This window comes from Psychrosphaera sp. HA2-10, from assembly GCF_055693745.1.
The window spans coordinates 2,544,639-2,567,877 of the sequence record NZ_CM146341.1; the positions used below are offsets into that span (position 1 = coordinate 2,544,639).

The following is a 23,239-nucleotide window of genomic DNA, read 5'->3' on the forward strand; positions in this document are numbered from 1 at the left end:
GCATTGATCTTATTATTTGTACCACAAATGATCCACGCTATTTCTTTACAAACCTTTAAAAACGGGCGTTTAGTAAGCACTGAAATAAGATCCTAAAAAAAGATCAGTTTTTTTCGTTAAAAAACTGGATCAATTTAATATTCGAGTGTAAATTATCAATCCGCTCGAAATTAATCGATTTTGAGCTTTCTGAATGCCTCCAAATTTTCACTGGTATTCGCTGTAGAACAACAATAATAAAAGCGGAACTCTGAGTAGTTTTTCAAGATAATGTTCCTATTGGCCAGCTAAGGATTAACCGACTGATTGCCAAGGTTTATTGTACTTATCAACTAAGTTATCCACAGGAAGTGATATTTATTAACACTTGCTGACTTTCTGCACACCTCATATATATGGCGACTTTGCAATCTTTATGGCATTCTTATTCACCAATTTATCCAACGCGACTCGGAAACAATCCACATGACAAAACAAGACTTATCATCAGCTTATAAGCCACTGGTTTTAGTTGACGGCTCCTCCTATTTATTTCGTGCTTATCATTCACCTCCACACCTTACCAATTCTAAAGGTGAAGCTACTGGTGCTATATACGGCGTGGTGAACATGCTGAAAAGTCTTGTGAAACAATATTCCCCTGAACGTATGATTGTGATCTTTGATGCCAAAGGGCCAACGTTTAGAAACGAAATGTACAGCGAGTACAAAGCAAATCGGCCGCCAATGCCGGATGACTTGCGTTATCAAATAGAACCTTTACACAAAATCATTAAAGCGATGGGCTTACCTTTAATCGCTATTGAAGGCGTTGAGGCCGATGATGTGATTGGCACTATTGCCGATGAGCAATCTAAAAAAGGTAACGACGTATTAATCAGCACCGGCGATAAAGATATGGCGCAGTTGGTTAATCCTCACGTCACGTTAATTAATACCATGACAAATACCGTTATGGATCCGGATGGTGTCGTTGATAAATTTGGCATTCCACCAGAGCTAATCATTGATTACTTAGCTTTAATGGGCGACAAAGTAGATAACATTCCTGGCGTACCTGGTGTTGGTGAAAAAACGGCTGTTGCTTTAATTCAAGGCCTTGGCAGTATTCAGTCTATCTACGAGAATTTAGATAAGGTTGCAGAGCTTGGTTTCCGTGGTTCCAAAACCATGGCTAAAAAATTAGAAGAGCATAAAGAGCAGCTATTACTTTCATATGAACTCGCTACTATTAAACTAGACGTTGAACACGGTATTACCGATGAATTAATGCATTTAGAGCAACCAAATAAAGACGAACTTGCTGAGTTATTTAAAGAGTGTGAGTTCAAACGCTGGTTAAAAGAAATCTTATCGGGACAAGAGTCTCAAGCAACAGCACCAACAAAAGGTAAACCTTCTAGCAAGGCTGACGATACAAGCTCCAGTACCAACGATGAACCTGCGGTACAGGCTATAACGCTTGATCGTAGTCAATATCAAACCTTACTTACTATTGAAGATTGGCAAGCTTGTCTAAAAGAAATTAACGAGGCCGGTTTAATCGCCTTTGATACTGAAACGACTTCTTTAGATTATATGGAAGCTGAGTTGGTTGGTTTTTCTGTTGCTTATGAATATAAGGGAAAAATTAAAGCGGCTTACATCCCATTAGCTCATGATTACGACGATGCGCCTCAGCAAATATCGATTGAAGATATTAAACCTAGTTTAAAGCAGTTATTAGAAGACAAAACCATAAGCAAAGTGGGACAAAACTTAAAATACGATATTAATGTTTTGGCTAAATACTCGTTAATCATTGCGGGCATCGTCGGCGATACCATGTTGCAATCATATGTATTTAATAGCACGTCTACCCGCCATGATATGGACAGTTTAGCGCTTAAGTATTTAGGACATAACTGTATTTCGTTTGAAGATATCGCAGGAAAAGGTGCAAAACAAATCACCTTTAACAAGATACCATTAGATCAAGCAGCACCTTATGCGGCTGAAGATGCTGACGTTACTTTACGACTGTATAAGTATTTTTCAGAAAAACTGCGCCATGAGCCTAAATTAAATGCTGTATTTAGTGATATAGAATTACCGTTAATGCCAATTCTCTCAAAAGTAGAGCAAAACGGCGTGTTGATAAACTCAGATGTATTGCATGAATTAAGCAGTGAGTTTGAAGGTAAACTTCAAACACTTGAACAACAAGCACATGATGTGGCTGGAGAAGTTTTTAATTTGGGCTCACCAAAACAACTACAAGAAATTTTATTTAATAAACTTGAGTTGCCGGTAATCAAAAAAACGCCCAAAGGAGCACCTTCTACAGCTGAAGATGTATTACAAGAGCTTGCCCATAAATACGAATTACCAAAGTTAATTATCGAATATCGAGGTTTGAGTAAGCTTAAATCTACTTACACCGATAAGTTACCGACCATGGTTAAGTCTGCTACTGGTCGTTTACATACTTCTTATCATCAAGCAATTGCTGCTACGGGAAGGTTAAGCTCTACCGATCCTAATCTGCAAAATATTCCAATTAGAAACGAGAATGGTCGACGAATTCGAAAAGCATTTATTGCGCCTCAAGGAAAAAAAGTTGTCGCAATCGATTATTCACAAATCGAATTAAGAATTATGGCGCATTTAAGTGGTGATAAAGCCTTACTTGATGCCTTTGCAAATAACTTGGATATTCATAAAACAACAGCATCTGAGGTTTTTGCGACACCATTTGATGAAGTAACAACAGAACAACGTCGTGCAGCAAAAGCGGTAAACTTCGGGTTAATTTATGGCATGTCGGCATTTGGCTTAGCTAACCAGCTAGATATTGCACGAGGCCAAGCACAAGACTATATCAATAAATATTTTGAACGTTTTCCGGGTGTATTAACTTACATGGAAACAACACGACAAAACGCATTGGCAAATGGTTATGTTGAAACGGTATTTGGTCGTCGACTTTATTTACCTGATATCAACGCAAGAAATAATATGCGTAAAAAAGCAGCTGAACGTGCTGCGATAAATGCACCTATGCAAGGAACCGCTGCAGATATTATCAAAAGAGCCATGCTAACTGTCGATCAATGGATTATTGATAATGCACAGGATGATGTGAAAATGGTGATGCAAGTTCACGATGAATTGGTATTTGAAATTACTACCGAAAAAGTTGATGAGCTGGTACCAATGCTAATCGAGCAAATGGAACAAGCCGCGAAACTAGATGTACCTTTAACAGCAGAAGCTGGGCAGGGTGACAACTGGGATGAAGCTCACTAAGCAAATATAATTTCACGCCGAATACGATGGAAGCGCAAATAGCTCCAGAACTATTCGGCACCTAATGTGAAATCCAATTACAGAAATGTAACTTTACCGAACAACTTAATTGGTGAATGGCATTACAATTAAATTATCTTAAATTTACCTCATTTTTTAAACTCAAAACTGCACCCATCACACAAACTAACTGATTGTTTGTAAAAACATTTGTTCAAATAAACAACAAGAATCTCGCAAGGCCTTATTATATATAACTAAAAAACTTTAAAAAAAATTAGAGTATATACTTTACTTTCGTTTCTGATTGGTTATTATAGTTATGTCTCTCGAATGAGTTGACCCTGTTGATATTTGACATTTAATAGCCTCTCCCCTTTCGCTATGACCGGTGCTCTTTGAGCGTCGGTTTTTTTTTGCCTGTAATTTAATAATAAACACCAACTTCCTGTAAATTAGTTACAAAAAAAGAGCGTTTCCGCTCTTTCTCAATTTCTATATTCTTTCTGTTAGTTACTCAGAAGGCTTCTCGTTACTTTTGTCTTCGACATTTTCCAGTTGCTCGTTAACCTCTGCCTTAACATCAAATTCAGGATTAGGCTCAACAAGCTCGGCTGCGTTAAGCCACTTATCTAACATTCTAGATAATTGCACAATGCCTTGCTTTTTAAGTGAAGAAAATAGCTCAACAGTGACATCACCTTGGAACGCCAATGCGGCTTCACGTATTTTTAATAACTCAGCTTTTTGTCTACCTGATTTAAATTTATCAGCTTTAGTTAATAGCACTAATACCGGTAGATTCACTTCTACGGCCCAATAAATTAGATTTTGGTCGAGATCTTTCATCGGATGACGAATGTCCATAAGAACGACTAAGCCTTTAAGACACTCGCGTTTCTCTAAATATTCGTTTAATGACTTTTGCCATTTCAACTTCATTTGCAAAGGTACTTTAGCAAAGCCGTAACCTGGCAAATCTATTAGGCGGCGATCTTCTTCTTCAAGATTAAATACGTTAATAAGCTGAGTACGACCTGGAGTTTTACTCGTTCTTGCTAAACCTGTTTGTTGCGTTAATGTATTTAACGAACTAGATTTACCTGCATTGGATCTTCCAGCAAACGCAACTTCATAACCAGTATCTGGTGGAAGGCGACGAATGTCTGGAGCAGACGTAAAAAATGAAGCTTTTCTATAATTAATAATCGATTTTGACACGGATAATCCTCTCGCTGTGAAACTGAACGTTAGAAATTCAACAACTTGTATCAAATATAACGTCGAAGAATCTTTCACATTGTGGCATTTGGTGTAGAATATGGCTAATTATACTCTTTGCGTGAACTGCTTCATAGCCAAAGGATTTAGAATAACTTAAATAATAGAGATACTAATATGAGAAATATTGCATTATCACTTACTATGCTATTCGGACTCATCGGTTCAGCTCAAGCTACAGGCGGCGATGTTGAAGCAGGTAAAACTAAATCAGCAACCTGTGCTGCTTGTCATGGCCCTGATGGAAACAGCACTATTGGCATGTACCCAAAAATTGCAGGTCAGCATGAAGGCTACATCTATAAGCAATTAAAAGAGTTTAAACTTGCTATGGAAACAGGCGGCAAAGACGGCCGTATGAATGCTGTAATGGGTGGTATGGTAATGCCACTATCTGATCAAGATATGAAAGACTTATCGGCTTATTTTGCTTCGCAAACGATGACAGCAGGTTCAACACCAGAAGACGTAATTCCAGCAGGTCAAGCCTTATACCGTGGTGGTGATATGGAACGTGGAATTCCTTCATGCCAAGCATGTCATGGCCCTAGAGGCGTAGGCCACAGCTTAGCCGGTTTCCCTAAAATTTCATTCCAGAACCCTGAGTATATTAAGTCGCAACTAGAACTATTCCGTTCTGGTGAACGAGCTAATGACATGAATGGTATGATGCGTGATATCGCCATGAAGCTTACCGATAAAGATATCGAAGCAATATCTAAATATGTTTCTGGCTTACACTAGGCCTTATATTTGAATGCCAAAAAGCACCTACGGGTGCTTTTTTTGTATCTAATATTTTTGTTAGGCAAGTACTTTTTCGAATATCTACGGTCTACTTTAAAAAAGTGTTTTACTATTTTGAGGCGTTAAATCAAATTTTTATTACGAAAAAGATGTGATCAAAAAAAAATAATTACCGTATTGTCTTAGTTAAAATAAATTTCCATTAAGAATATCCCCCACTATTTGTGAGACATTGACCATTCCAACTATAAGCAATTTCGTAAAAATACAAGTGTATATTTACTAAGTTGTTGTTTAATAAAGAGTTCAATTTTTAACCAACGTTAGAATGTAAAAAAATGTTAATTAATGCTTGAGTAATAGATCAGGTCGGGTAAATTATACCCCGTTGCCACGTAATGGATAACAAAAAGGATTTAACCCAAGGAAGTGGGGTGGTAAATAATTTTATAGTTTTGCTAAGTTGGCAAACATGGATGAACCAAAAAAGTACCATTGATGGTCAATAATTATATAAATACATACATGGAATGTTAAACAAAAACAAAATGGACAATTAGCAGTTGTGGCAAGACAAGGTGTCGTGCGTTCGGAAGGATTTCGAAATTAAAATAGGAGAAGTGTCAGATTTTTATTTGAACACTTGCTAGAATTAGAGGCGATAGCGGTCACACTGTCGCCTTTTTTATTGCCTAAAATTTGGCAAATCAGTAGAATCCGCAATCCAAACTTCTTTCATCTATTTATCCATAACGTGGGGACTCCATGACTCGTCAAAAAAAGAGCAGAAAAATCGGTAGCATTGGCACCAGGAAACAAGAAACTCGTCCAGCTGACACTAAGCAACCACGTCGCAATAAAAAGCCTAAAGGACAGCCTTCAGGTAATAGAAATAGTCTTATCGAGGAAAACGTAGTTAGTACACCTCAAAATCAAGACAAAAAAACAAATCCAAAGCTAGGAAGCAAAAAACCTATTAGCTTGCTTCCGGCTGATAAACCACAAGTGAAAGAAGTTAAACAGGTCGATCATTCTAAAACTAAACCTTCTGCTAAATTAACAAAAGCCGGGCCTGCAGTGCTAACACCAGAACAAGAGTTAGCAAATATAGAATCAGATGAGCGTTTAATTGAGCTAGTCGAACGCGTCCAGGAAGGCGAACTATTATCTGGCAAAGAAGCTAAATACTTCAATAAACAGATGGAAAGATTAGATCAGCTACTTGAAAAGTTAGGTATTGACCCAGACTCAGATAATGACGAAGATGAAGACGAACTTGATGCGCTGAGTAAGCTTGGTGGATCTGAGTGGGATGACTTATTAGATGACGAGAAATAATTAGATATGTGGTATGCACTTATAACAATTGCTGTTTTAGTGGTAGCTGGCTTAGCATTTTACGCTGGCCAGTTGTTGTGGAAAGTGAAGGCACAAGAAGAAGCGCAAAAACAGGAAAAAAGTAAGAAGCTTACTTATATAACTGAGAGTGTTTCACATATAGCAAAAGCAATGCATGCGAAGCAATGTGAGTACTCTGAAGGCGTTTTACGTATTTGGGTTTTACTAGACCATTATAACGCTGCTCAAACTGCCCCTAAAGATTACAAGGCATTGTACCCTGGCTTCGCTAACTTATACGAAGTCGTTAAAGACATGCCTACCCACGAAGCGCGTAAGAAATTCAGTAAAAAAGAAATTTTTGAAATGGATACCAAACGTTGGGACGCAGAAAAAGAGTTTGAACAACAAATAGAAACAGACTTAGAAGTTCTGTTAAAAGAGTTTTAAAATAAAGGGCATTCAATGCCCTTTTTTAGTCTCATAGCCTAAAGCCCTTTTGCCTTTGCGCTTTACGCCCTTTTCCTTGCCAACTTAGTCAGTTTCACAAGCTCAACTCGAATGTCATCCATTGCCCTACATTCTCTTCTAAACGTCACAAAAACCAGTCGCTCATCAGCTTTGATATAACAACCTTCCGTATGCACCGACAACATTTGAATGTGATTATTTACACTTACACCCATAGCATTAAGAATATCAATCATCGCCACTTGATGATCTTCGTTCATGTGCTCAACAACTTGCAATTCTTGCTCTTCGGTCCAAGGTTTAGAACTGCCTGTCCATTCGTTTTGTTCTAACCAAAAAATCTTACCAAAACCTCCAATATAACGAACACGCTTTACTTCTAATTTCCAAATAGCAAAGTCATGTGCCTTTTCATAACTTTTAGATTCAGGGAAATGAGTAACAAACTGTTTAATCATTTCTTTCTGTTTGGTATTAGCTACTTTATAACAATCACCTACAAGCGTTGCTCGAGCATTTTCGTTTTGGTCACCTTCGGCTGCGGCTACAAATACCGTTAAACTCACTTTTGAGTCTTGAGCCATATTTTTTGAATGCTGGGCAATATCGCTAATGTAAAAATAGGCGTTACCTTCGTTATCTAACATAAATGGCGTTACCGAGCCAAAAGGGTAGCCGGCCATATTCTTTGATATTGTAGATAACACACCAGACGTTGCATGTCTGACTAATTGTTTTGCTTCGCTTAAAGCTTGTTCTCTCATTGTTAGTGCTCCGTAAATTCAGAAAAAATAATTGGGGTAAGTGAATCAGGATGCTGAATAACACGCATTGATGTTTTATATGCCTTGGTCAATCGCTCTTCAGTAAGTACCGATTCCGGTGTTCCGGTGTGTTGCAGTGTTTGTTGGTCTAATAACCAGACTTGATCAGCGTAAGTACTTACCAAGTTCAAATCATGTAAAACCACAATTGCGGTATTGCCCGCAGAGGTAAACTTTTTAACGAGTTTTAGTAGCCGATGCTGATGCCGTACGTCTAATGCTGACGTTGGTTCATCAAGTAACATCAACTTCTTAGTGGATTGCCCTTCAAGTGCATCAAGTTGTGATAAGCACCTAGCAAACTGTAAACGTTGTAACTCTCCACCAGAAAGCTGGCTAGTATTTCGGTCTAAATGAGTGTCTAGTTCTACATACGACAGATATTCAGAAACTTTACTCAGTTGCCGACTTTTCGGCTCCACCTTATGAAACCGTCCCATCGCAACAATATCCACTAAACCAAAAGCAAAAGGGATTTGGTGTTTTTGAGTCATCACCGCTCGGTGTTGAGCCAACCATTCCAAACTGGCGTTTTTGATATTTACTTTTTTAGCGTTAAGAGGCTCGAAGTGCACATCTCCGTTATATTTTATTTGCCCCGCCAGACTGTTCAATAATGTTGATTTACCGGCGCCATTTTCTCCAATAATTGCAATGAGATGCCCCGCTTCAGCTTCAGCGGAAATATTTTTGATAAGTGTACGCTTGCCAATATCCACAGAAAGATCACTAATCTTAAGCATGTTTGCTCCTTTGCTGAATAAGTAGATATAGAAAGAATGGTGCACCGATGAGGGCGGTTATAATCCCAATAGGTAACTCCGCAGGTGATACGACGTTTCGAGCAGCCCAATCCGCTAACAATAACCCTGCTGCGCCAATAGCCATACTTAACGGCATTACATAGGTAATTTTAGGGCCGACAATCATGCGACTAATATGAGGAACAATTAAGCCTATAAATCCAATCATGCCCGTCATTGATACTGTCGCGCCTACTCCAATAGCAGTAAATATGACGGCTTTATGCTTTAACTTGGATACATCCAAGCCCAAATATTTAGCTTCTGATTCTCCAAGCAATAACACATTCAACTTTTTGTTTAATGAATACAGTCCAACGATACTAATTAACATAAGCGGCAGAGCGTTAAACAACGTAGACCAAGTAGCGCCAGCTAAAGAGCCCATGGTCCAATAATTGATAAGCCTTAACGCGCTATCATCTGCATAAAAACTAACGAGGCCAATAACCGCAAAAGCCAATGCATTTAGAGCAACACCCACCAGAATTAAGTTGGTGACATTAATCGCGCCGCCTCTTGTTGAAAGCATAGCCACCAAAGCTGTTACAGAAAGTGCGCCAATAAAGGAAGCTATAGGCAACCAAAACGCCACATCAATATTGTACTGATAGCCAACACCAATCATTAACACGGCAGCCACAGCAGCTCCTGCCGTAACTCCTATAATTGAAGGATCGGCTAGTGGATTTCTACATAAGGCTTGTGTTGCCGTACCGGTTTGCGCCAATACCAAACCAACAAGCATGGCTAAACAAAATCTAGGGAGTCTAATTTCAGTAACAATATTAATTTGTAAGTTAGTAAACTGCTCAAATGAACTAGGATGAAGCCAAGCTATCGCCAGTTGCCAGTCCCAACCTGCAGGCCCAAAGCCTAAAGATAACAATGCGCCTAGTAAAATAAGTGCGCCACTACTTAACATTGCTGTTACAAACAACCTCTGTTGGGCATTGTAAAATTGAGCTACGTTTTCCATTACAACTCTCGAGTAAAGTTTTCAATGGCAGTTAATGATTCAGCTATTCGCGGAGTAATGGCCATGCTTAATAAGCTATCAAGAACTAAAACATGACACGATTGCGAAACTGTCAAAAGTGACAAACTTGGATGCTTACAAATCTCACTTTTGCCGCCCATTGACGCCGCTACATGGCTTGGCACTAATAGAAAATCGGGTTTCATCAACACCAATGACTCTAAACCTACCGGTTTAAAACCTTTATGACTGTCAACTGGGTTAGTAATCCCTAATGAATTAAACAGAAAAGTAGGGACTGTTTCTAAGCCAGCAACTACGGCACCTCGGTCACTTAAGGATAACAATGACACTGCGGTTAATGACTTGTTGGTTGAATTTAGGCTTTTACCCTGGGTCATATTTAAAACGTCTAATGAGGCCTGAATATCACTGATCAATTGTTCTGCAGGAAGTGGCTTACCTAAACGTTTTCCCAGTTCTTTTATGAGGTTAAAAAGCGACTCAATATCAACGGGCTTTTTAAATTGGGTCACAGTAACACCCGCTTGCTTAATGAGTGTTAACGCCTCTTTTCTGCCCGCGCCTTCCAAAACTAACATTTCCGTTGGTTGTAAAGACAATACCCCTTCGGCGGCTAAATCACGGTAATAGCCAACAATAGGTTTTGTTAATGCATCTGCTGGATAATTACTTGATGAGTCAATAGCCACCACTTCGTCGCCGCTATTTAATGCAAAAACTATTTCAGTAATAGTTCCGCCAGCGGTAATAATCCTTTTTGATTCAGTACCCTGTGCATTCAAAGCTGATAGTGCCCAAATACTCATTACTATTGTTTTTACAAATGCCGCTTTCATTTCATTCCTCCGTTATTTTCGAAAAGAATAAAACTTAAATTACACAAATGCAAATCATTCTCATTTGCATTTAAACTTGCTTTTGAATTGGAAGTGGTTTAGCCTTGTATCAATTGCAAATGATAATCATTCTCAACAAGGAAAATAATGAACAAAATAACTTCCCACGTTTCTGCAGTCTCATTGGCTGTTGTTGCATCGCTCTCTAGTGCAGTAAGTGCAAATGCTAACGCATCTACCGCAGAGTTTGAGGGTGACACTATTGTTGTTTCAGCAACAAGGAGTGAGCAGTCTTTAGGTGATGTTCCAGCGAGCGTATCAGTGGTTGATGCAAGTGATATTGAAAAGTTTGTATTCACCGACTTAGGAAATCTATTCAAATATGACCCATCGATCACGGCTACTGGCCAATCAGGCGAAGCACAAACCTTAAATGTTCGAGGCATGGGCGGTAACCGACTTGTTTATGTAAAAGACGGCCGTCGTGTAAATGATGGTTATGCGGGCGGCGGCGGTTTTCTAGTTGGTCGTGGTTATTTTGATACGGACTCTGTTGCACAAGTTGAAGTTGCAAAAGGCGCAGCCTCTTCTTTATATGGTTCAGATGCGTTGGCAGGAATTGTTGTGATCACCACAAAAGATCCTAGCACTTTACTTGCTTCAAACGACTTTTATGCAGACTTAAATATTGGTTATGACTCAAGTAACAAACAACTTAAGTTAGGAACAACCGTCGCTGCCGATTTAAATGATTGGAAAACAAGTGCCTCCCTTACTTCAAGAAAAGGCGAAGAGACTCAAAACTTTGCAGAGACAATTCCCGGTTTTGACAGTGATTCTTTGTCAATCTTACTTAAAACCGAAAATGAATTAACGTCAGATTCAAATATAAAATTCGTTTTTGACCGCTATGAACAAACTTATGAACAAACTAATTCTGTAAATCTTGATACAACGACAGACAAAAATACCTCTACAGCCATATCAGCTGAGTACTTTTCTTCTTTAGCAACCTCGTTCTATGATCAAGTCAGACTTTTAGGTTACGTAAGCCAATACGAACAAGGCAGCGACCAAAGCAGAGCAAGCACTCGTGGTTACACTGATTTTAACGACTATCGCTTTGAACAAGATATATGGGGCCTACAAGCACAGTTCGACAAAAATATTAAAACTTCAGGATCAAGTCATAGTTTGACTTACGGTATCGAGTTTGATCGATACGACACAGAACGACCTAGGTTTAAAACGCGAGTATTAGCCGATGGTACCGTGGACTTTACCGATCAACAGCAAAAAGCCTTCCCTGGCGCAGACACCGACCTTCTAGGCGTTTATGTACAAGATCAAATTAACTTTTCAGATAGCCCTATTTCTTTAATTGCCGCACTGCGTTTTGACAGCTATCAAATGTCGGCAAAAGATAATGCCATATATGATGGTTCTGAATTTAAAGACGTAGATGAACAGGCGATTTCACCTAAATTAGTCGCAACCTTTAAACTAAACAAAGCCGTTAATTTATACGCTCAGTACATGCAAGGCTTTAAGATCCCACCGCATGATCAAGCGTATCAAAGCCATGGCGTTGAACCTTTTTATCAAATATTGCCAAACGCAGACTTAGAAGCAGAGGAAAGTGAGTCTATAGAAGTAGGCATGAAAATTAATACTGATGATGTAAAAGTTAGCCTAGCCTTCTTTGATTCTAGTTTTGAAAACTTTATTAACACTCAAATAGTGAAAACTGAACCAACCTTTATTCCTGGGGTTAATAAAGCGTTTTATCAGTACCAAAATATTGATTCTGTTTCCATTGACGGATGGGAGCTTTCGGCATCCTATTGGATGAATGATCAATGGTCGGCCAAGCTAAACGTAGCGGATACCAGTGGTAAAAATGATGAAACAGGTAATGCATTAACCTCTATTTCACCACTATCTGGAAGCCTTTTAGTCACTCACTACCAAGATAGCTGGCAGCACACTTTGGCATTAAGAGCCGCAAAGGCAATGACCGACGTGGAAACAAACGGTGAAGGTGAAAAAACAGCACAAAGTAGCGGTTACGGCGTACTTGATTGGTACAGCCAAGTTGAACTAAACCAATGGCGAGTGTCTATGGGTATTAGTAATTTACTAGACAAAGAATATGTTGATTATCAGAGCATTGCAGGCCAGTCAGAGCAAGCAACCTACGAACAATACACGCAACCAGGGAGGAGCCTATCGATTAACGTTAACTATGCATTTTAATTCGCACGATTAATAAGCACATGATAGATTTGGTATTTTAAGCCACTTATACGAGTAAGTGGCTTTCTTCTTTTAGGGCAAAAAACATAACCTGTTTTTAATATGAGACACTCAACTAAAAAAGGATTTACCGTGAAACTTGTTGCTGTACTTATTATCTCTACTCTACTTTTAGCCTGTACAACACCAACCACTGTCCACTTAAATGTGAAGTATCTTGAAAAAGAGGCACAGCAAAAAATAGTCACTGAACTGAGCTCTGCTGGGTTTAAAGTTGTTACTAATAAAGTGGATTTTCCTGGCGATAACTTACAATCCACGATTATTTACTCGCCCTTTCTTAAAAATTCAGACTCTGTAAATAACGTAATATCCACCATTAAAAAGCATGACTATAACGTGGTTCAGGTTGATATGTTGGCCAACTCAAATCACTGGTATACCAAAGACTCAATTGGTCTTTACTTACTTCCTAAGGACTTTAAACCCGCTACACAATCTATCAGCGATAAAATAATTGGTGACTACGTTGCCCATAACTGTGAGCACGACGCTTCACTTTCCATTAAACAGTCTGGCGAATGGACGTATCAATATTCAGGCGGTGACGATGCAACTGGAAACTGGTCCATATTAGAGTCTACCTACTTATTTATCAAAAGAGACGAGCCTTGGATCAACTTGTATTTTGAGTTTAGCTTTAGTCAACAGGCTGACATGCTAGGACCTGTCAACATTACCAAGCTAGCTCCTCTTAATGACTCTAGTTATATAGTTAAATGTGGTTTTATTAAGGGCATTAGACAATAAAAAAACCCCAACGCCTTTTCAGAGTTGAGGTTTTAGAGTTGAAGCTTAACAGTAAACTTCAAAAGCTGAGCTTTAAAAGTGAACTTTCAAGACAAGCAGAAAGCAGAAAGCCAAAGTTCTAAGTTCTAAGTTCTAAGTTCTAAGTTCTAAGTAAATAATTAATTATTGATTATTGATTATTTAACTTGGCAATAAGCTTGTCTTTCTTTACCCAAACATCATTTAACCAGCCTTGGAAACGAGCTTTAAATGCATCGTCATTAAAGTAGTCGCCAACAATCTCGTCGCTCACTTCGTGTACTTCAATTTTAACCTGAACACGCTTTAATTTACCCAATAGCATATCTTGCCCTGGTACTGCATTGTCTGGGTAGTTTAATGTTACGTTTAGAACACCAGAGAATAAGTGACCCATCGCCGCTAACGTAAATGCAATTCCACCAGCTTTAGGCGGCAACAAGTTGTCAAAATCGCTACCACTGCTGACATGTTTACTTTTAGAAAAACGAGTGCCTTCTACAAAGTTAATGATGGTTGTTGGAATATACTTAAACTTAGCGCAAGAAACTTTTGTACTTTCAATGTCTTGGCCTTTTTTCTCAGGATGCTTTTTCAGATAACTACTGCTAAAGCGTTTCATAAACGGCATGTCCATTGCCCAACAAGCCATACCTATAAACGGCACCCATTTAAGTTCATTTTTTAAGAAAAAACGAGGTGTTGGTAACTGATGTAATGCAACTTGAGCTAAAACTAAAATATCTACCCAACTTACGTGATTGCAAATGAGTAAGTACCAACTTTTCTTATTGAAGTTGTCGTCTGACTCTATTTCCCATTTGATAGGATTTGTTAAATTCATCGCAAGCAAGTTACACAACGCCCAGCCGCGAAATAAGAAGTTATTGATAAAGCCCACAGCTAGAGAGACTGGCTTTAATGGTATAAAAAACTTCACCAAACCAAACAAAAATATTGAACCACCTAACACCATTGTAATGGTAAAAAATAGAGGTATTGTGATGAAAATTAAGATCCATCCTGGCAAAAATGACAACATATTAAATCCTTACTGCGTAACTTCTGATTGTTGTTTTAATTTCAACAATGTTTTTTCTTTTTCTACCCACAAAGTGTTAACCCACTGGTGCAGCTTCTTTTTATACTCGGCATCATTTGCATAATCACCTAATAAGTCTTTGGTAATGTCGTGCAAATTAACATGTAAATAGACATCTTTAATACGGCCAGATAAAAAGTGATAAAACGTTGGGATCTGCTTACCCGGATAATAGATAGTTACATCTATTACTTTATGAAGTTGCTCACCCATTACCGTTAAAACAAATCCAACCCCACCAGCTTTAGGTCTAAGTAAACCGTGATATGGGCTGTCTTGAATTTTGTGTTTTGCTGGCGTGAACCGAGTGCCTTCAATAAAGTTCATAACCGACACAGGCTTATATTTAAAACGCTCACATGCCTTTTTTGTAGTTTCTAAATCCTTTCCTTTAAGGTGAGGATACTTTGCTAAGAAACTTTTTTTGTATCGACGCATAAATGGAAAGTCTAGTGCCCACCAAGCTAACCCTAATACAGGAACATACAACAATTCTTGTTTCAAGAAAAACTTTAAAAATGGCACCTTGCCATTGAACATTCTCTGTAATATTAAAATATCAGTCCAAGACTGGTGATTCGCCAAAACTAGATACCATTCTTTTTCAGACAGCTCCGTTTGACCGCTAACATGTAACTTGTAATCACCAAATAGCTTTTGGATACCGGTATTGACCGTAACCCAACTACTCGCACAAAAATCCAAACCAATAGTAATGAGTCTTCTAACTGCATATATCGGAATAAGCTTAAATACCGCCAAAATAATAATCGGCGTGAACCAAAAAATGGTATTTACGGAATATAGTAAAAATGACAATAGCGCTCTTATCATTGTTCCCTCAACTAGTCTTCAAAATATGTGTAGCCGGTAAGGCCTGCTTGTAATTCGGTAATAAATTGCTCTGCTTTTGTTACGTCAATTTGTGCATTTTCGATTTGTTGCTCATAACTGCGCATTAGCTTCTCACTATCAAATTGAACGTGTTGTAATACATCAGCAACGTTCTCACCTTTTAGTGACATAGAGAACTCATACCCTTTTTCGCTATCAGGATTCAGTTCGACGTGCACCGAGTCGGTGTCACCAAACAGGTTATGTAAATCACCCAGAATTTCCTGATACGCTCCCACCATAAACATACCAATTAAATAATCATTATTGTCGGTGTAAGGTGGTAACGGTAAGGTGCTTTCAATACCAGCACCATCTACATATTGGCGGATTTGGCCATCTGAGTCACAAGTAATATCTTGGATAATCGCTCTATTTACTAGCGGTTTATCTAAGTATTTTATCGGCATAACAGGGAATAATTGCTCAATACCCCACACGTCTGGCAATGATTGGAACAACGAAAAATTAACAAACAGCTTGTCCGCCAACTTCTCATTGATCTCATCGAGAACTTCACGGTGAGAACGAGAACGTGGGTCTAATTCTTCACGAACTAAACTCAAAATTTTGAAATACAACTGCTCTACTTTTGCCCAATGTGTAAGACTTATTAAGCCAACTACATATTGTTGATGCGCATCGGCGAATAAGTGTACGGCATCATGAAAAGACTCGAGCGCATGACGTCTATCTATCATTTGATAAGAACGCCAAAGTTCGGAGATTATTGTTGGGCAGTCTTCTGTTGGCTCACTAATGACGTCAGGTACTGGCGCTTTTTCAACATCGATAACATCGGTGATCAACATAGCATGATGTGCAGTCATGGCGCGGCCAGATTCTGTAATAATATCTGGGTGCGGTAAGTCAAACAGCTCACACGCTTCTGCAATTGGGTTGATTACATTTTTTGCATATTCCGCCATGGTGTAATTCATCGAACACGCGCTACGAGAACCTGTTCCTTCATAGTCCACACCTAAGCCACCACCAACATCAATAATAGTGATTGGCACGCCTAATTGCCTTAATTCAACATAATGACGGGCGCACTCACGAATCGCATTGTGAATGTCGCGAATATTGGCAATTTGAGAGCCAATATGAAAATGAACTAACTTAAGGTGCTCAATTTTGTCTGCTTGTCTCAGGCTATCAACCACTTGCAATACTTGATTGGCTGAAAGCCCAAACTTACCTTTTTCACCACCGGTATTCTGCCACTTGCCCTTACCGATAGAGTTCAAACGAATTCGAATGCCTATAGTTGGCATACTGCCAATTTCTTGCGCAGCCTGTACTAATGCTTCTACTTCCGTCATCTTTTCAATAACAACGTGAACATTGTGCCCTAATGCTTGGCCAATACAGGCAAGACGCAAGAACTCACTGTCTTTGTAGCCGTTACAAACAATGGTTAATGGTTTTTCAGAAACACCAAGAATTGCCATTAGCTCCGGCTTACTGCCCGCTTCTAAGCCCACTTTATTTGAGGGATGTGAAACCAGTTTTTTAACCACTGAAAACTGCTGGTTCACTTTAATTGGGTATACGGCTGTATATTTACCTTTATATTCGCGCTCTTTTTTCGCTTTAGTAAATGCGCTAACCAATGAGCTTGCTCGGTGCGTTAAAATATCAGTAAAGCGAACAAGAATAGGTAAGGTTAAGCCTTCGTCTTTTAATTGCTCTGCTAAGGTGGCCAAGTTGATGGTCGTGCCGCCCGCTTTACTCATTGGATTAACACATAGCTCACCGCTGTCATTAATATCAACGTAGCCTTCACTCCAACGCTTAACGTTGTATGTTTTTTTTGCAAACTGCACTGCTGGATTAGCCATTAATTATCCTCGAAAAACAGAGCTCACGGTCGAATCAATAAAGCTAGAGTCCGACGTAAAATAGATTGGCCATTTTAGCCTATATTTAGCTGCAAACAAAAAGTAAAAATTGCGCTAACGGCAATTATCAACGAAAATACCACCATAAATAACGCTTTTAATTGTTTTGGAGACTTGAGTGACTACTCAACACACATCTACACCTTCGTTAATGAATGACGAATGGTGCAACGAAATTAATAATGGCGCCGCGATTGGCTTAAAAATCAAACGTAAATTGGCCAGCAAACAATCTGACTTTCAGCTAGTTGAAATTTTTGAAACGGAAGAGTTTGGCAATCTAATGATGTTAGATGGCTGTACTATGGTATCTAGTCGCGAAAACTTTCTTTATCACGAAATGATGAGCCACCCGGCCATGTTTTCGCACCCAAATCCCAAAAATGTTGTGATTATTGGTGGTGGTGATTGTGGTACTTTACGTGAAGTGTTACGCCACAAGGGTGTTGAATCTGTTCATCAAATCGACATTGATAAAGTGGTTACTGACATGGCTGAAGAGTTTTTCCCTGAGTTGTGTGAATCTAATAATGACCCTCGAGCTCACATCATGTTTGATGACGGCATTAAGTACATGGCCGAAGCCGCTGACGATTCAATTGACGTAATCATTGTTGATAGTACGGATCCTGTTGGTCCTGGCGAAGGTTTATTTAACCACGCCTTTTACAAAAACTGTCTACGTGCGTTGCGTTCTGACGGTATTTTTGTTCAACAAAGTGAGTCACCACTATTGCACTTACCGCTGCTATTAGACATGCGCCAAGCTATGTTAGATGTGGGCTTTAGTTCGTTACAACATGTGAACTTCCCACAAATGATTTACCCATCAGGTTGGTGGAGTGGCACATTAGCTAAAAAATCTGGTGAGTTTACTGATTTTAGACGTGACGATGCCAAGGCACTCGCGGCAGACAGCGTCCTGCAGTACTACAACGAAGATATGCATGTTGCGTCACAAGCTTTACCAAATTTTGTTAAACGCGCGTTTGCCGAACAAAAATAAATACCACACCTGGTAACTGGTAACTGGTAACCGGTAACTGGTAACTGGTAACTGGTAACTGGTAACTGGTAAGAAAGATAATCAAGCGGCTAATTAAACTGGCCGCTTTTTTTGTGCCTATTGATGACCAAATTTGGGGTTGATAAGGCTATTAAGGTTAATGAGATTCCTGGGGTTACTGAGGCTCAATCCAAACTGACTGTGAATAGTGCTCATAGTGAAGTAAATATCGCTCGCCGTTTAGCTCGTAATCAACTTGGTGCCGGTCCATTCCATAGTCTTCAGCGCGCACATCGGCCCCTACATCGGCAACAAACTGAGCAGCAAATTCTTTAAAGTCATCCCAGTCAGGCTCTGGCGAGATACTAATATGCGTAATGTTTGTCTCATCAGCGTTTTCCAATGAGTAGGTAAATTTAGCCACCTGTATGGTTGTCCTCTTTGTCGAATATAGTGAATAAAACGGTTTAGCTACGTATACTGAAGTTAGTTTATCATTTTAATATTAAGCCACCAGCATGGACTTACAAAAACTCACTCAACAACTTGACGATCTTAGTCAGTCACCTCCTTTTGAAAAATGGCACCCGCCGTTTTGTGGTGATATCGACATGGAAATAAAAAAAGATGGCCGTTGGTTTTATATGGGCTCGCCTATTGGTCGCATTAAATTAGTGAAGTTATTTGCGTCAGTTTTATTAAAAGAGAACAACGAATACTTTTTAAAAACCCCAGCGGAAAAAATTCGAATTCAAGTAGAAGATGCGCCCTTTGTTATTACCGAGTGGGAAATAAAAAATACTAACGAAGGCGATGCCATATTGGTGACTACCAACATTGGACAGCAAGTTGTACTTGGCGAGCTGCACCCATTGATTAATGAAACAGGCGATGATGAAAACGCCGAACCTAAACTCTATGTAGAGCTAAATAGAGGTTTGCGAGCAAGAGTTCATAGAAACGTTTTTTATCAGTGGGTATCGGATCAGGACAGTCCAGTTTATGAACAAGAAGGACAGGTGTTTTTGTGCAGTGGAGAGCAAAATTTTCTACTCGGATAGCCTATTTTTCGGGAATACCTGTACTTAAAATGGTAACCATTCCCTAATCAGCGAAATATTTTTTCACTTTTTTCTGTACCTATTTTGGTTTACTTCTGACTCTCACTTAGTAATATTATTTTTAATTAAACGGAATTAATGACCTTTTAAACGCTATTCAATGAGCAACAAGGGCCGTTATTAAGGATGAGTCATGACGTTGTTTCGGCAGCAGGCGCTTGCACAAAAGCACAAACAAATTTGGGGTGAGGTAGTAATATCTCGCAGTGTAAAAAATAACACTATATTCTTATTATTTTCTCTATTGTTTGCCTGTGCAATTGTATTTTTGTTTATTGGTCAATACAGCCAAAAAGAAACTGTCATGGGGTTACTCGAACCAGCATCTGGTGTCATAGAAGCTCGGTCTCCAAAAAGCGGGATTCTACATTCAGTTTTTGTTCAAGAGGGTGAATATGTCCATAAAGGAACCCCCTTATTCAAAATAAACTCCGAAACCTTTTTAACATCTGGCATTAGCAATAACCAGATTCGACTTGCGCAGTTAAATCGACGTAGAGACATATTAGTCGACTTGAAAAAAGCTAAACACATTGAAATCGCACAAAATAAAGATGCACTGAGCCACAGACTTAATGTCATTGATAGCCAACAAGCCTTGTTAACAGAAGAGTCACAAATTCTAGATCAAGAACTGGCTCTGGCAGCACAAGAACGATCACAGCAATTAGCCTTAGGCAAACATTCACTTACATCAAAATCATTGCAAAATAGAGCCGAAGAAAAGTGGCTTGCTGTCAAAAGAAAGGTCGCTGATAACAAGATAAAATCCCTGAACCTATTAAGTAATTTATCCAACTTAAAAGACTCCCATCGCATTCAAACAACTAACTTAGAAAATTACTTAAAAGAATTAGATATTAAACTCATAAGCCTTGATCATGACATTACTAGTTTGCGGTCAAACCATACTACGGTCGTGACGGCACCAGCAGATGGTTTAGTCTCTAGTCTTAGCCTTGAAGTAGGCATGCCTATTAATACCAATGAATATCTAGTCAGCATTATTCCAGAGCACAAACCATTGGTAGCAAAATTATTTATTCCCACTAGAGCGATAGGATTCATTGAAAACGGAAAACCGGTCATCATAAAACTCGATGCTTTTCCGTATCAAAAATACGGTCCTGTAAAAGGAGCCATCAGTTCAATTTCAAAAAACATCATGCACGGTCAACGTAGCCACAATGTTTTGAGTTTTTCTGAGCCCGTTTATAAATCTCTAGCCCAATTAGATAATCAATTTATAACCATTAATGGTAAGCCGATTGACCTACAAGCAGGCATGATTTTTTCAGCGGACATCGTCGTGTCGCAAAGAACAATCGCCGAGTGGTTGTTCGCTCCAATTCTAGGAGCACTCGGTTAAGATGATGAAGTCCATTTTACAGTCCGAAAGTGCAGAGTGTGGCCTTGTCTCTATCGCTATGATTGCATCTCACTATGGTCAAACTTTATCAATTCATAGTCTGCGAGAACAGTTCCCACAAAGTTTAAAAGGTCTTAGTCTAAATCAATTAATTGATATTGCTGCGACCTTGGGAATGAGTTCTCGACCGCTAAAACTAGAGATGGATGAATTAACTCAATTATCTCTGCCCTGCATTTTGCATTGGGAGCTTAACCACTTTGTGGTACTTGAAAAGGTAACTAAAACTCAGGTCACTATATATGATCCGGCCAAAGGGGTTTATAAACTGTCGCTAGCTGAGTTTGCAAAGTATTTTACCGGTATAGCGTTAGAGTTGTCGCCAAACAAAGACTTTCATTCGATAAAACCATTGCCATCAATAAAGCTCACTGAGCTTAATGTCTCGTTTAAGGGCCTATTTGCTAGTCTTTCTCAGCTTTTTGTTTTATCTCTAATGCTTCAAATGTTAGTTCTACTAATGCCTTACTACATGCAAACCATTATCGATGATGTGCTTGTAAGCTACGATACAAATCTACTGACCGTGTTAGCTATTGCATTTGCCTTTGTTGTTCTTTTTAAACAGGCATTTTCGTTGCTCAGAGGGTACCTAATAATTCATTTAGGTACCGAGGTTGGTCGTCAAATTACCGAACTCCTATTTAATCATTTAATACGATTACCTCTGGCGTACTTTGAAGCTAGGCACGTTGCGGACATCGTCTCTCGTTTTCAGTCCATTGAGCAAATTAAACGTATGTTGGCTCATAAATTTATTGAAGCTTGTATCGATGGGCTTATGGCCAGTCTTACTTTAATCATACTTTTTATCTACCAACCAACGCTGGCTTTAGTCACATTAACGACGATTGTTATTTATCTTATTCTCAGACTTATTTGGTATCGGCCTTTTAAGCGAGTTTCCGAACAGGTCATTAAGACCAGTGCCGATGAACAAGCATTCTTCATGGAATCAATACGAGCGATTCAAAGTATAAAATTAATGGCGTTAGAGCCGAAGCGAGTCGGTTTGTGGCTTAACAAATTTATTAGTTCACTTAATCAACGGATTAAAATCGAAAGGTTACAACTTCACTTTGGACTCACTAATGGTTTTATCTTTGGACTAGAAAACATATTAGTAATTTATTTAGGCGCAACGTATGTATTAGAAAGTAATGAACAGTCCATTTTTACACTAGGCATGTTAATGGCGTTTATTTCATATAAAACTCAGGTGACCAGTCGATTTTCTGCACTAATAGATACCTATATCGACTTTAAAATGCTTAGTCTTCATTTTACTAGAATCTCAGATATCGCATTGTCAAAGGTTGAAATAGCAAACTATTCAAATACTGAAGTCTCGTTAGATAAACAAGCTAAAACGGTTTTATATGGTCCCAGCCGTTCCGGTACGTACGACAATAATATCGACCATATAAATATTAAAGACCTAAGTTTTACTTACCCTCAAGAGTCTCAACCGCTATTTAAAAACCTTTCAATGTCTATTGTAGAGGGCGAGTCTATCGCAATCGTTGGCAAATCGGGTTTGGGTAAATCGACGTTACTAAAAGTGCTAATTGGGCTACTTAAGCCGACCTCTGGTGAAATTCTCTTTTATGGGCGTACTAGCTCAGATATCGACATTAAATCCTTTAGACAAAATACCGCTGCCGTCATGCAAAATGATCAGCTTTTAACCGGCAGTATTGCTGAAAACATTGCCAACTTTGACTCTCCTATCAATATTCAAAAGGTTAAAGAGTGTGCGCACGTCGCGTGCATAGATCAGGACATCGCTGAAATGCCAATGCAGTATGACTCATATATAGGTGAAATGGGTAGCGCACTCTCTGGTGGCCAGACACAACGAATATTACTAGCGCGGGCGCTTTATCATGAGCCTTCAATTCTATTTTTAGATGAAGCGACGTCCAATTTAGATATCAAGACAGAAAAATTGATTAACCAACGGCTTATTTGTCTTGGTATCACAACCATTTTTATTGCTCATCGACTTGAAACAATAAAACACGCCAATCGCGTATTTGAATTGACTAAAACGTCTCTTCAAGATGTTTCGCGAGACTACTATTAACAAAATCCAACACCCAAACATA

At 38.9% G+C, this 23,239-nt stretch carries 19 protein-coding genes; 10 read left to right on the top strand and 9 right to left on the bottom strand.

Going from position 1 to position 23,239, the window contains the following annotated elements; translation table 11 throughout:
• The first annotated feature begins 465 nt into the window (after nucleotides 1–465).
• Entirely contained in the window at nucleotides 466–3,288 is a 2,823-nt protein-coding gene (gene polA, locus ACZ1GV_RS11580) for a DNA polymerase I (protein WP_472674300.1), read from the top strand.
• Nucleotides 3,289–3,801: 513 nt separating this feature from the next.
• On the opposite strand, the gene yihA is transcribed toward polA, so the two are convergent.
• Entirely contained in the window at nucleotides 3,802–4,497 is a 696-nt protein-coding gene (gene yihA, locus ACZ1GV_RS11585) for a ribosome biogenesis GTP-binding protein YihA/YsxC (protein ID WP_472675896.1), read from the bottom strand.
• Nucleotides 4,498–4,686: 189 nt separating this feature from the next.
• Between yihA and ACZ1GV_RS11590 the strand changes: the two genes are divergently transcribed.
• The 3 genes from ACZ1GV_RS11590 to ACZ1GV_RS11600 all read left to right on the top strand — a co-directional run bounded on the left by ACZ1GV_RS11590 (nucleotide 4,687) and on the right by ACZ1GV_RS11600 (nucleotide 7,104).
• Nucleotides 4,687–5,313 carry a c-type cytochrome gene (locus ACZ1GV_RS11590; protein WP_472674301.1) on the top strand — a complete coding sequence of 209 codons (627 nt, stop codon included), beginning with the start codon at nucleotides 4,687–4,689 and terminating at the stop codon, nucleotides 5,311–5,313.
• A 768-nt stretch (nucleotides 5,314–6,081) separates the two neighbouring features.
• Nucleotides 6,082–6,654, top strand: coding sequence for a Der GTPase-activating protein YihI (gene yihI / locus ACZ1GV_RS11595; protein ID WP_472674302.1), 573 nt, complete (start codon nucleotides 6,082–6,084; stop codon nucleotides 6,652–6,654).
• Nucleotides 6,655–6,660: 6 nt separating this feature from the next.
• Entirely contained in the window at nucleotides 6,661–7,104 is a 444-nt protein-coding gene (locus ACZ1GV_RS11600) for a DUF2489 domain-containing protein (protein WP_472674303.1), read from the top strand.
• Nucleotides 7,105–7,166: 62 nt separating this feature from the next.
• On the opposite strand, the gene ACZ1GV_RS11605 is transcribed toward ACZ1GV_RS11600, so the two are convergent.
• The 4 genes from ACZ1GV_RS11605 to ACZ1GV_RS11620 are packed head-to-tail and all read right to left on the bottom strand — an operon-like array spanning nucleotide 7,167 to nucleotide 10,591.
• Nucleotides 7,167–7,889 (bottom strand): HugZ family pyridoxamine 5'-phosphate oxidase, encoded by a 723-nt coding sequence (locus ACZ1GV_RS11605; RefSeq protein ID WP_472674304.1) that lies wholly within the window; start codon nucleotides 7,887–7,889, stop codon nucleotides 7,167–7,169.
• Nucleotides 7,890–7,891: 2 nt separating this feature from the next.
• Entirely contained in the window at nucleotides 7,892–8,692 is an 801-nt protein-coding gene (locus ACZ1GV_RS11610; protein ID WP_472674305.1) for a heme ABC transporter ATP-binding protein, read from the bottom strand.
• Nucleotides 8,685–9,731 carry a FecCD family ABC transporter permease gene (locus ACZ1GV_RS11615; RefSeq protein WP_472674306.1) on the bottom strand — a complete coding sequence of 349 codons (1,047 nt, stop codon included), beginning with the start codon at nucleotides 9,729–9,731 and terminating at the stop codon, nucleotides 8,685–8,687. The genes ACZ1GV_RS11610 and ACZ1GV_RS11615 overlap by 8 nt, the downstream gene beginning before the upstream one ends.
• Complete coding sequence (locus ACZ1GV_RS11620) at nucleotides 9,731–10,591, bottom strand: heme/hemin ABC transporter substrate-binding protein (protein ID WP_472674307.1); 861 nt, start codon at nucleotides 10,589–10,591, stop codon at nucleotides 9,731–9,733. Before ACZ1GV_RS11620 ends, ACZ1GV_RS11615 begins: the two co-directional genes overlap by 1 nt.
• 147 nt (nucleotides 10,592–10,738) lie before the next feature.
• On the opposite strand from ACZ1GV_RS11620, the gene ACZ1GV_RS11625 reads away from it, so the two are divergent.
• Both ACZ1GV_RS11625 and ACZ1GV_RS11630 read left to right on the top strand, forming a co-directional pair.
• Entirely contained in the window at nucleotides 10,739–12,847 is a 2,109-nt protein-coding gene (locus tag ACZ1GV_RS11625) for a TonB-dependent hemoglobin/transferrin/lactoferrin family receptor (protein ID WP_472674308.1), read from the top strand.
• Nucleotides 12,848–12,979: 132 nt separating this feature from the next.
• Complete coding sequence (locus tag ACZ1GV_RS11630; protein ID WP_472674309.1) at nucleotides 12,980–13,657, top strand: hypothetical protein; 678 nt, start codon at nucleotides 12,980–12,982, stop codon at nucleotides 13,655–13,657.
• A gap of 169 nt (nucleotides 13,658–13,826) precedes the next feature.
• Here the strand turns inward: ACZ1GV_RS11630 and ACZ1GV_RS11635 are convergent, their stop codons facing one another.
• Genes ACZ1GV_RS11635 through speA form a run of 3 tightly spaced genes read right to left on the bottom strand, consistent with a single transcriptional unit; the run spans nucleotide 13,827 to nucleotide 17,515 of the window.
• A complete protein-coding gene (locus tag ACZ1GV_RS11635) occupies nucleotides 13,827–14,717 on the bottom strand; it encodes an acyltransferase (protein WP_472674310.1) in 891 nt (296 codons plus the stop codon).
• 9 nt (nucleotides 14,718–14,726) lie between these two features.
• Nucleotides 14,727–15,611 carry an acyltransferase gene (locus ACZ1GV_RS11640; protein ID WP_472674311.1) on the bottom strand — a complete coding sequence of 295 codons (885 nt, stop codon included), beginning with the start codon at nucleotides 15,609–15,611 and terminating at the stop codon, nucleotides 14,727–14,729.
• An 11-nt stretch (nucleotides 15,612–15,622) separates the two neighbouring features.
• Complete coding sequence (gene speA / locus ACZ1GV_RS11645; protein WP_472674312.1) at nucleotides 15,623–17,515, bottom strand: biosynthetic arginine decarboxylase; 1,893 nt, start codon at nucleotides 17,513–17,515, stop codon at nucleotides 15,623–15,625.
• Nucleotides 17,516–17,726: 211 nt separating this feature from the next.
• Between speA and speE the strand changes: the two genes are divergently transcribed.
• On the top strand, nucleotides 17,727–18,581 hold the full coding sequence (speE, locus tag ACZ1GV_RS11650) for a polyamine aminopropyltransferase (protein WP_472675897.1): 855 nt from the start codon (nucleotides 17,727–17,729) through the stop codon (nucleotides 18,579–18,581).
• Nucleotides 18,582–18,756: 175 nt separating this feature from the next.
• Here speE and ACZ1GV_RS11655 read toward each other — a convergent pair whose 3' ends face one another.
• Nucleotides 18,757–19,005 (bottom strand): DUF3630 family protein, encoded by a 249-nt coding sequence (locus ACZ1GV_RS11655; protein WP_472674313.1) that lies wholly within the window; start codon nucleotides 19,003–19,005, stop codon nucleotides 18,757–18,759.
• Nucleotides 19,006–19,099: 94 nt separating this feature from the next.
• Here ACZ1GV_RS11655 and ACZ1GV_RS11660 point away from each other — a divergent pair, with 94 nt between their 5' ends.
• The 3 genes from ACZ1GV_RS11660 (at nucleotide 19,100) to ACZ1GV_RS11670 (ending at nucleotide 23,217) form a co-directional block, all read left to right on the top strand.
• Nucleotides 19,100–19,642, top strand: a complete 543-nt coding sequence (locus ACZ1GV_RS11660) for a DUF1285 domain-containing protein (protein ID WP_472674314.1) — start codon at nucleotides 19,100–19,102, stop codon at nucleotides 19,640–19,642.
• Between the two features lie 193 nt (nucleotides 19,643–19,835).
• Nucleotides 19,836–21,071: a beta-barrel domain-containing protein gene (locus ACZ1GV_RS11665; RefSeq protein ID WP_472674315.1), complete on the top strand. Its 1,236-nt coding sequence runs from the start codon at nucleotides 19,836–19,838 to the stop codon at nucleotides 21,069–21,071.
• A 1-nt stretch (nucleotide 21,072) separates the two neighbouring features.
• Nucleotides 21,073–23,217, top strand: coding sequence for a peptidase domain-containing ABC transporter (locus ACZ1GV_RS11670; protein WP_472674316.1), 2,145 nt, complete (start codon nucleotides 21,073–21,075; stop codon nucleotides 23,215–23,217).
• Nucleotides 23,218–23,239: the final 22 nt, after the last annotated feature.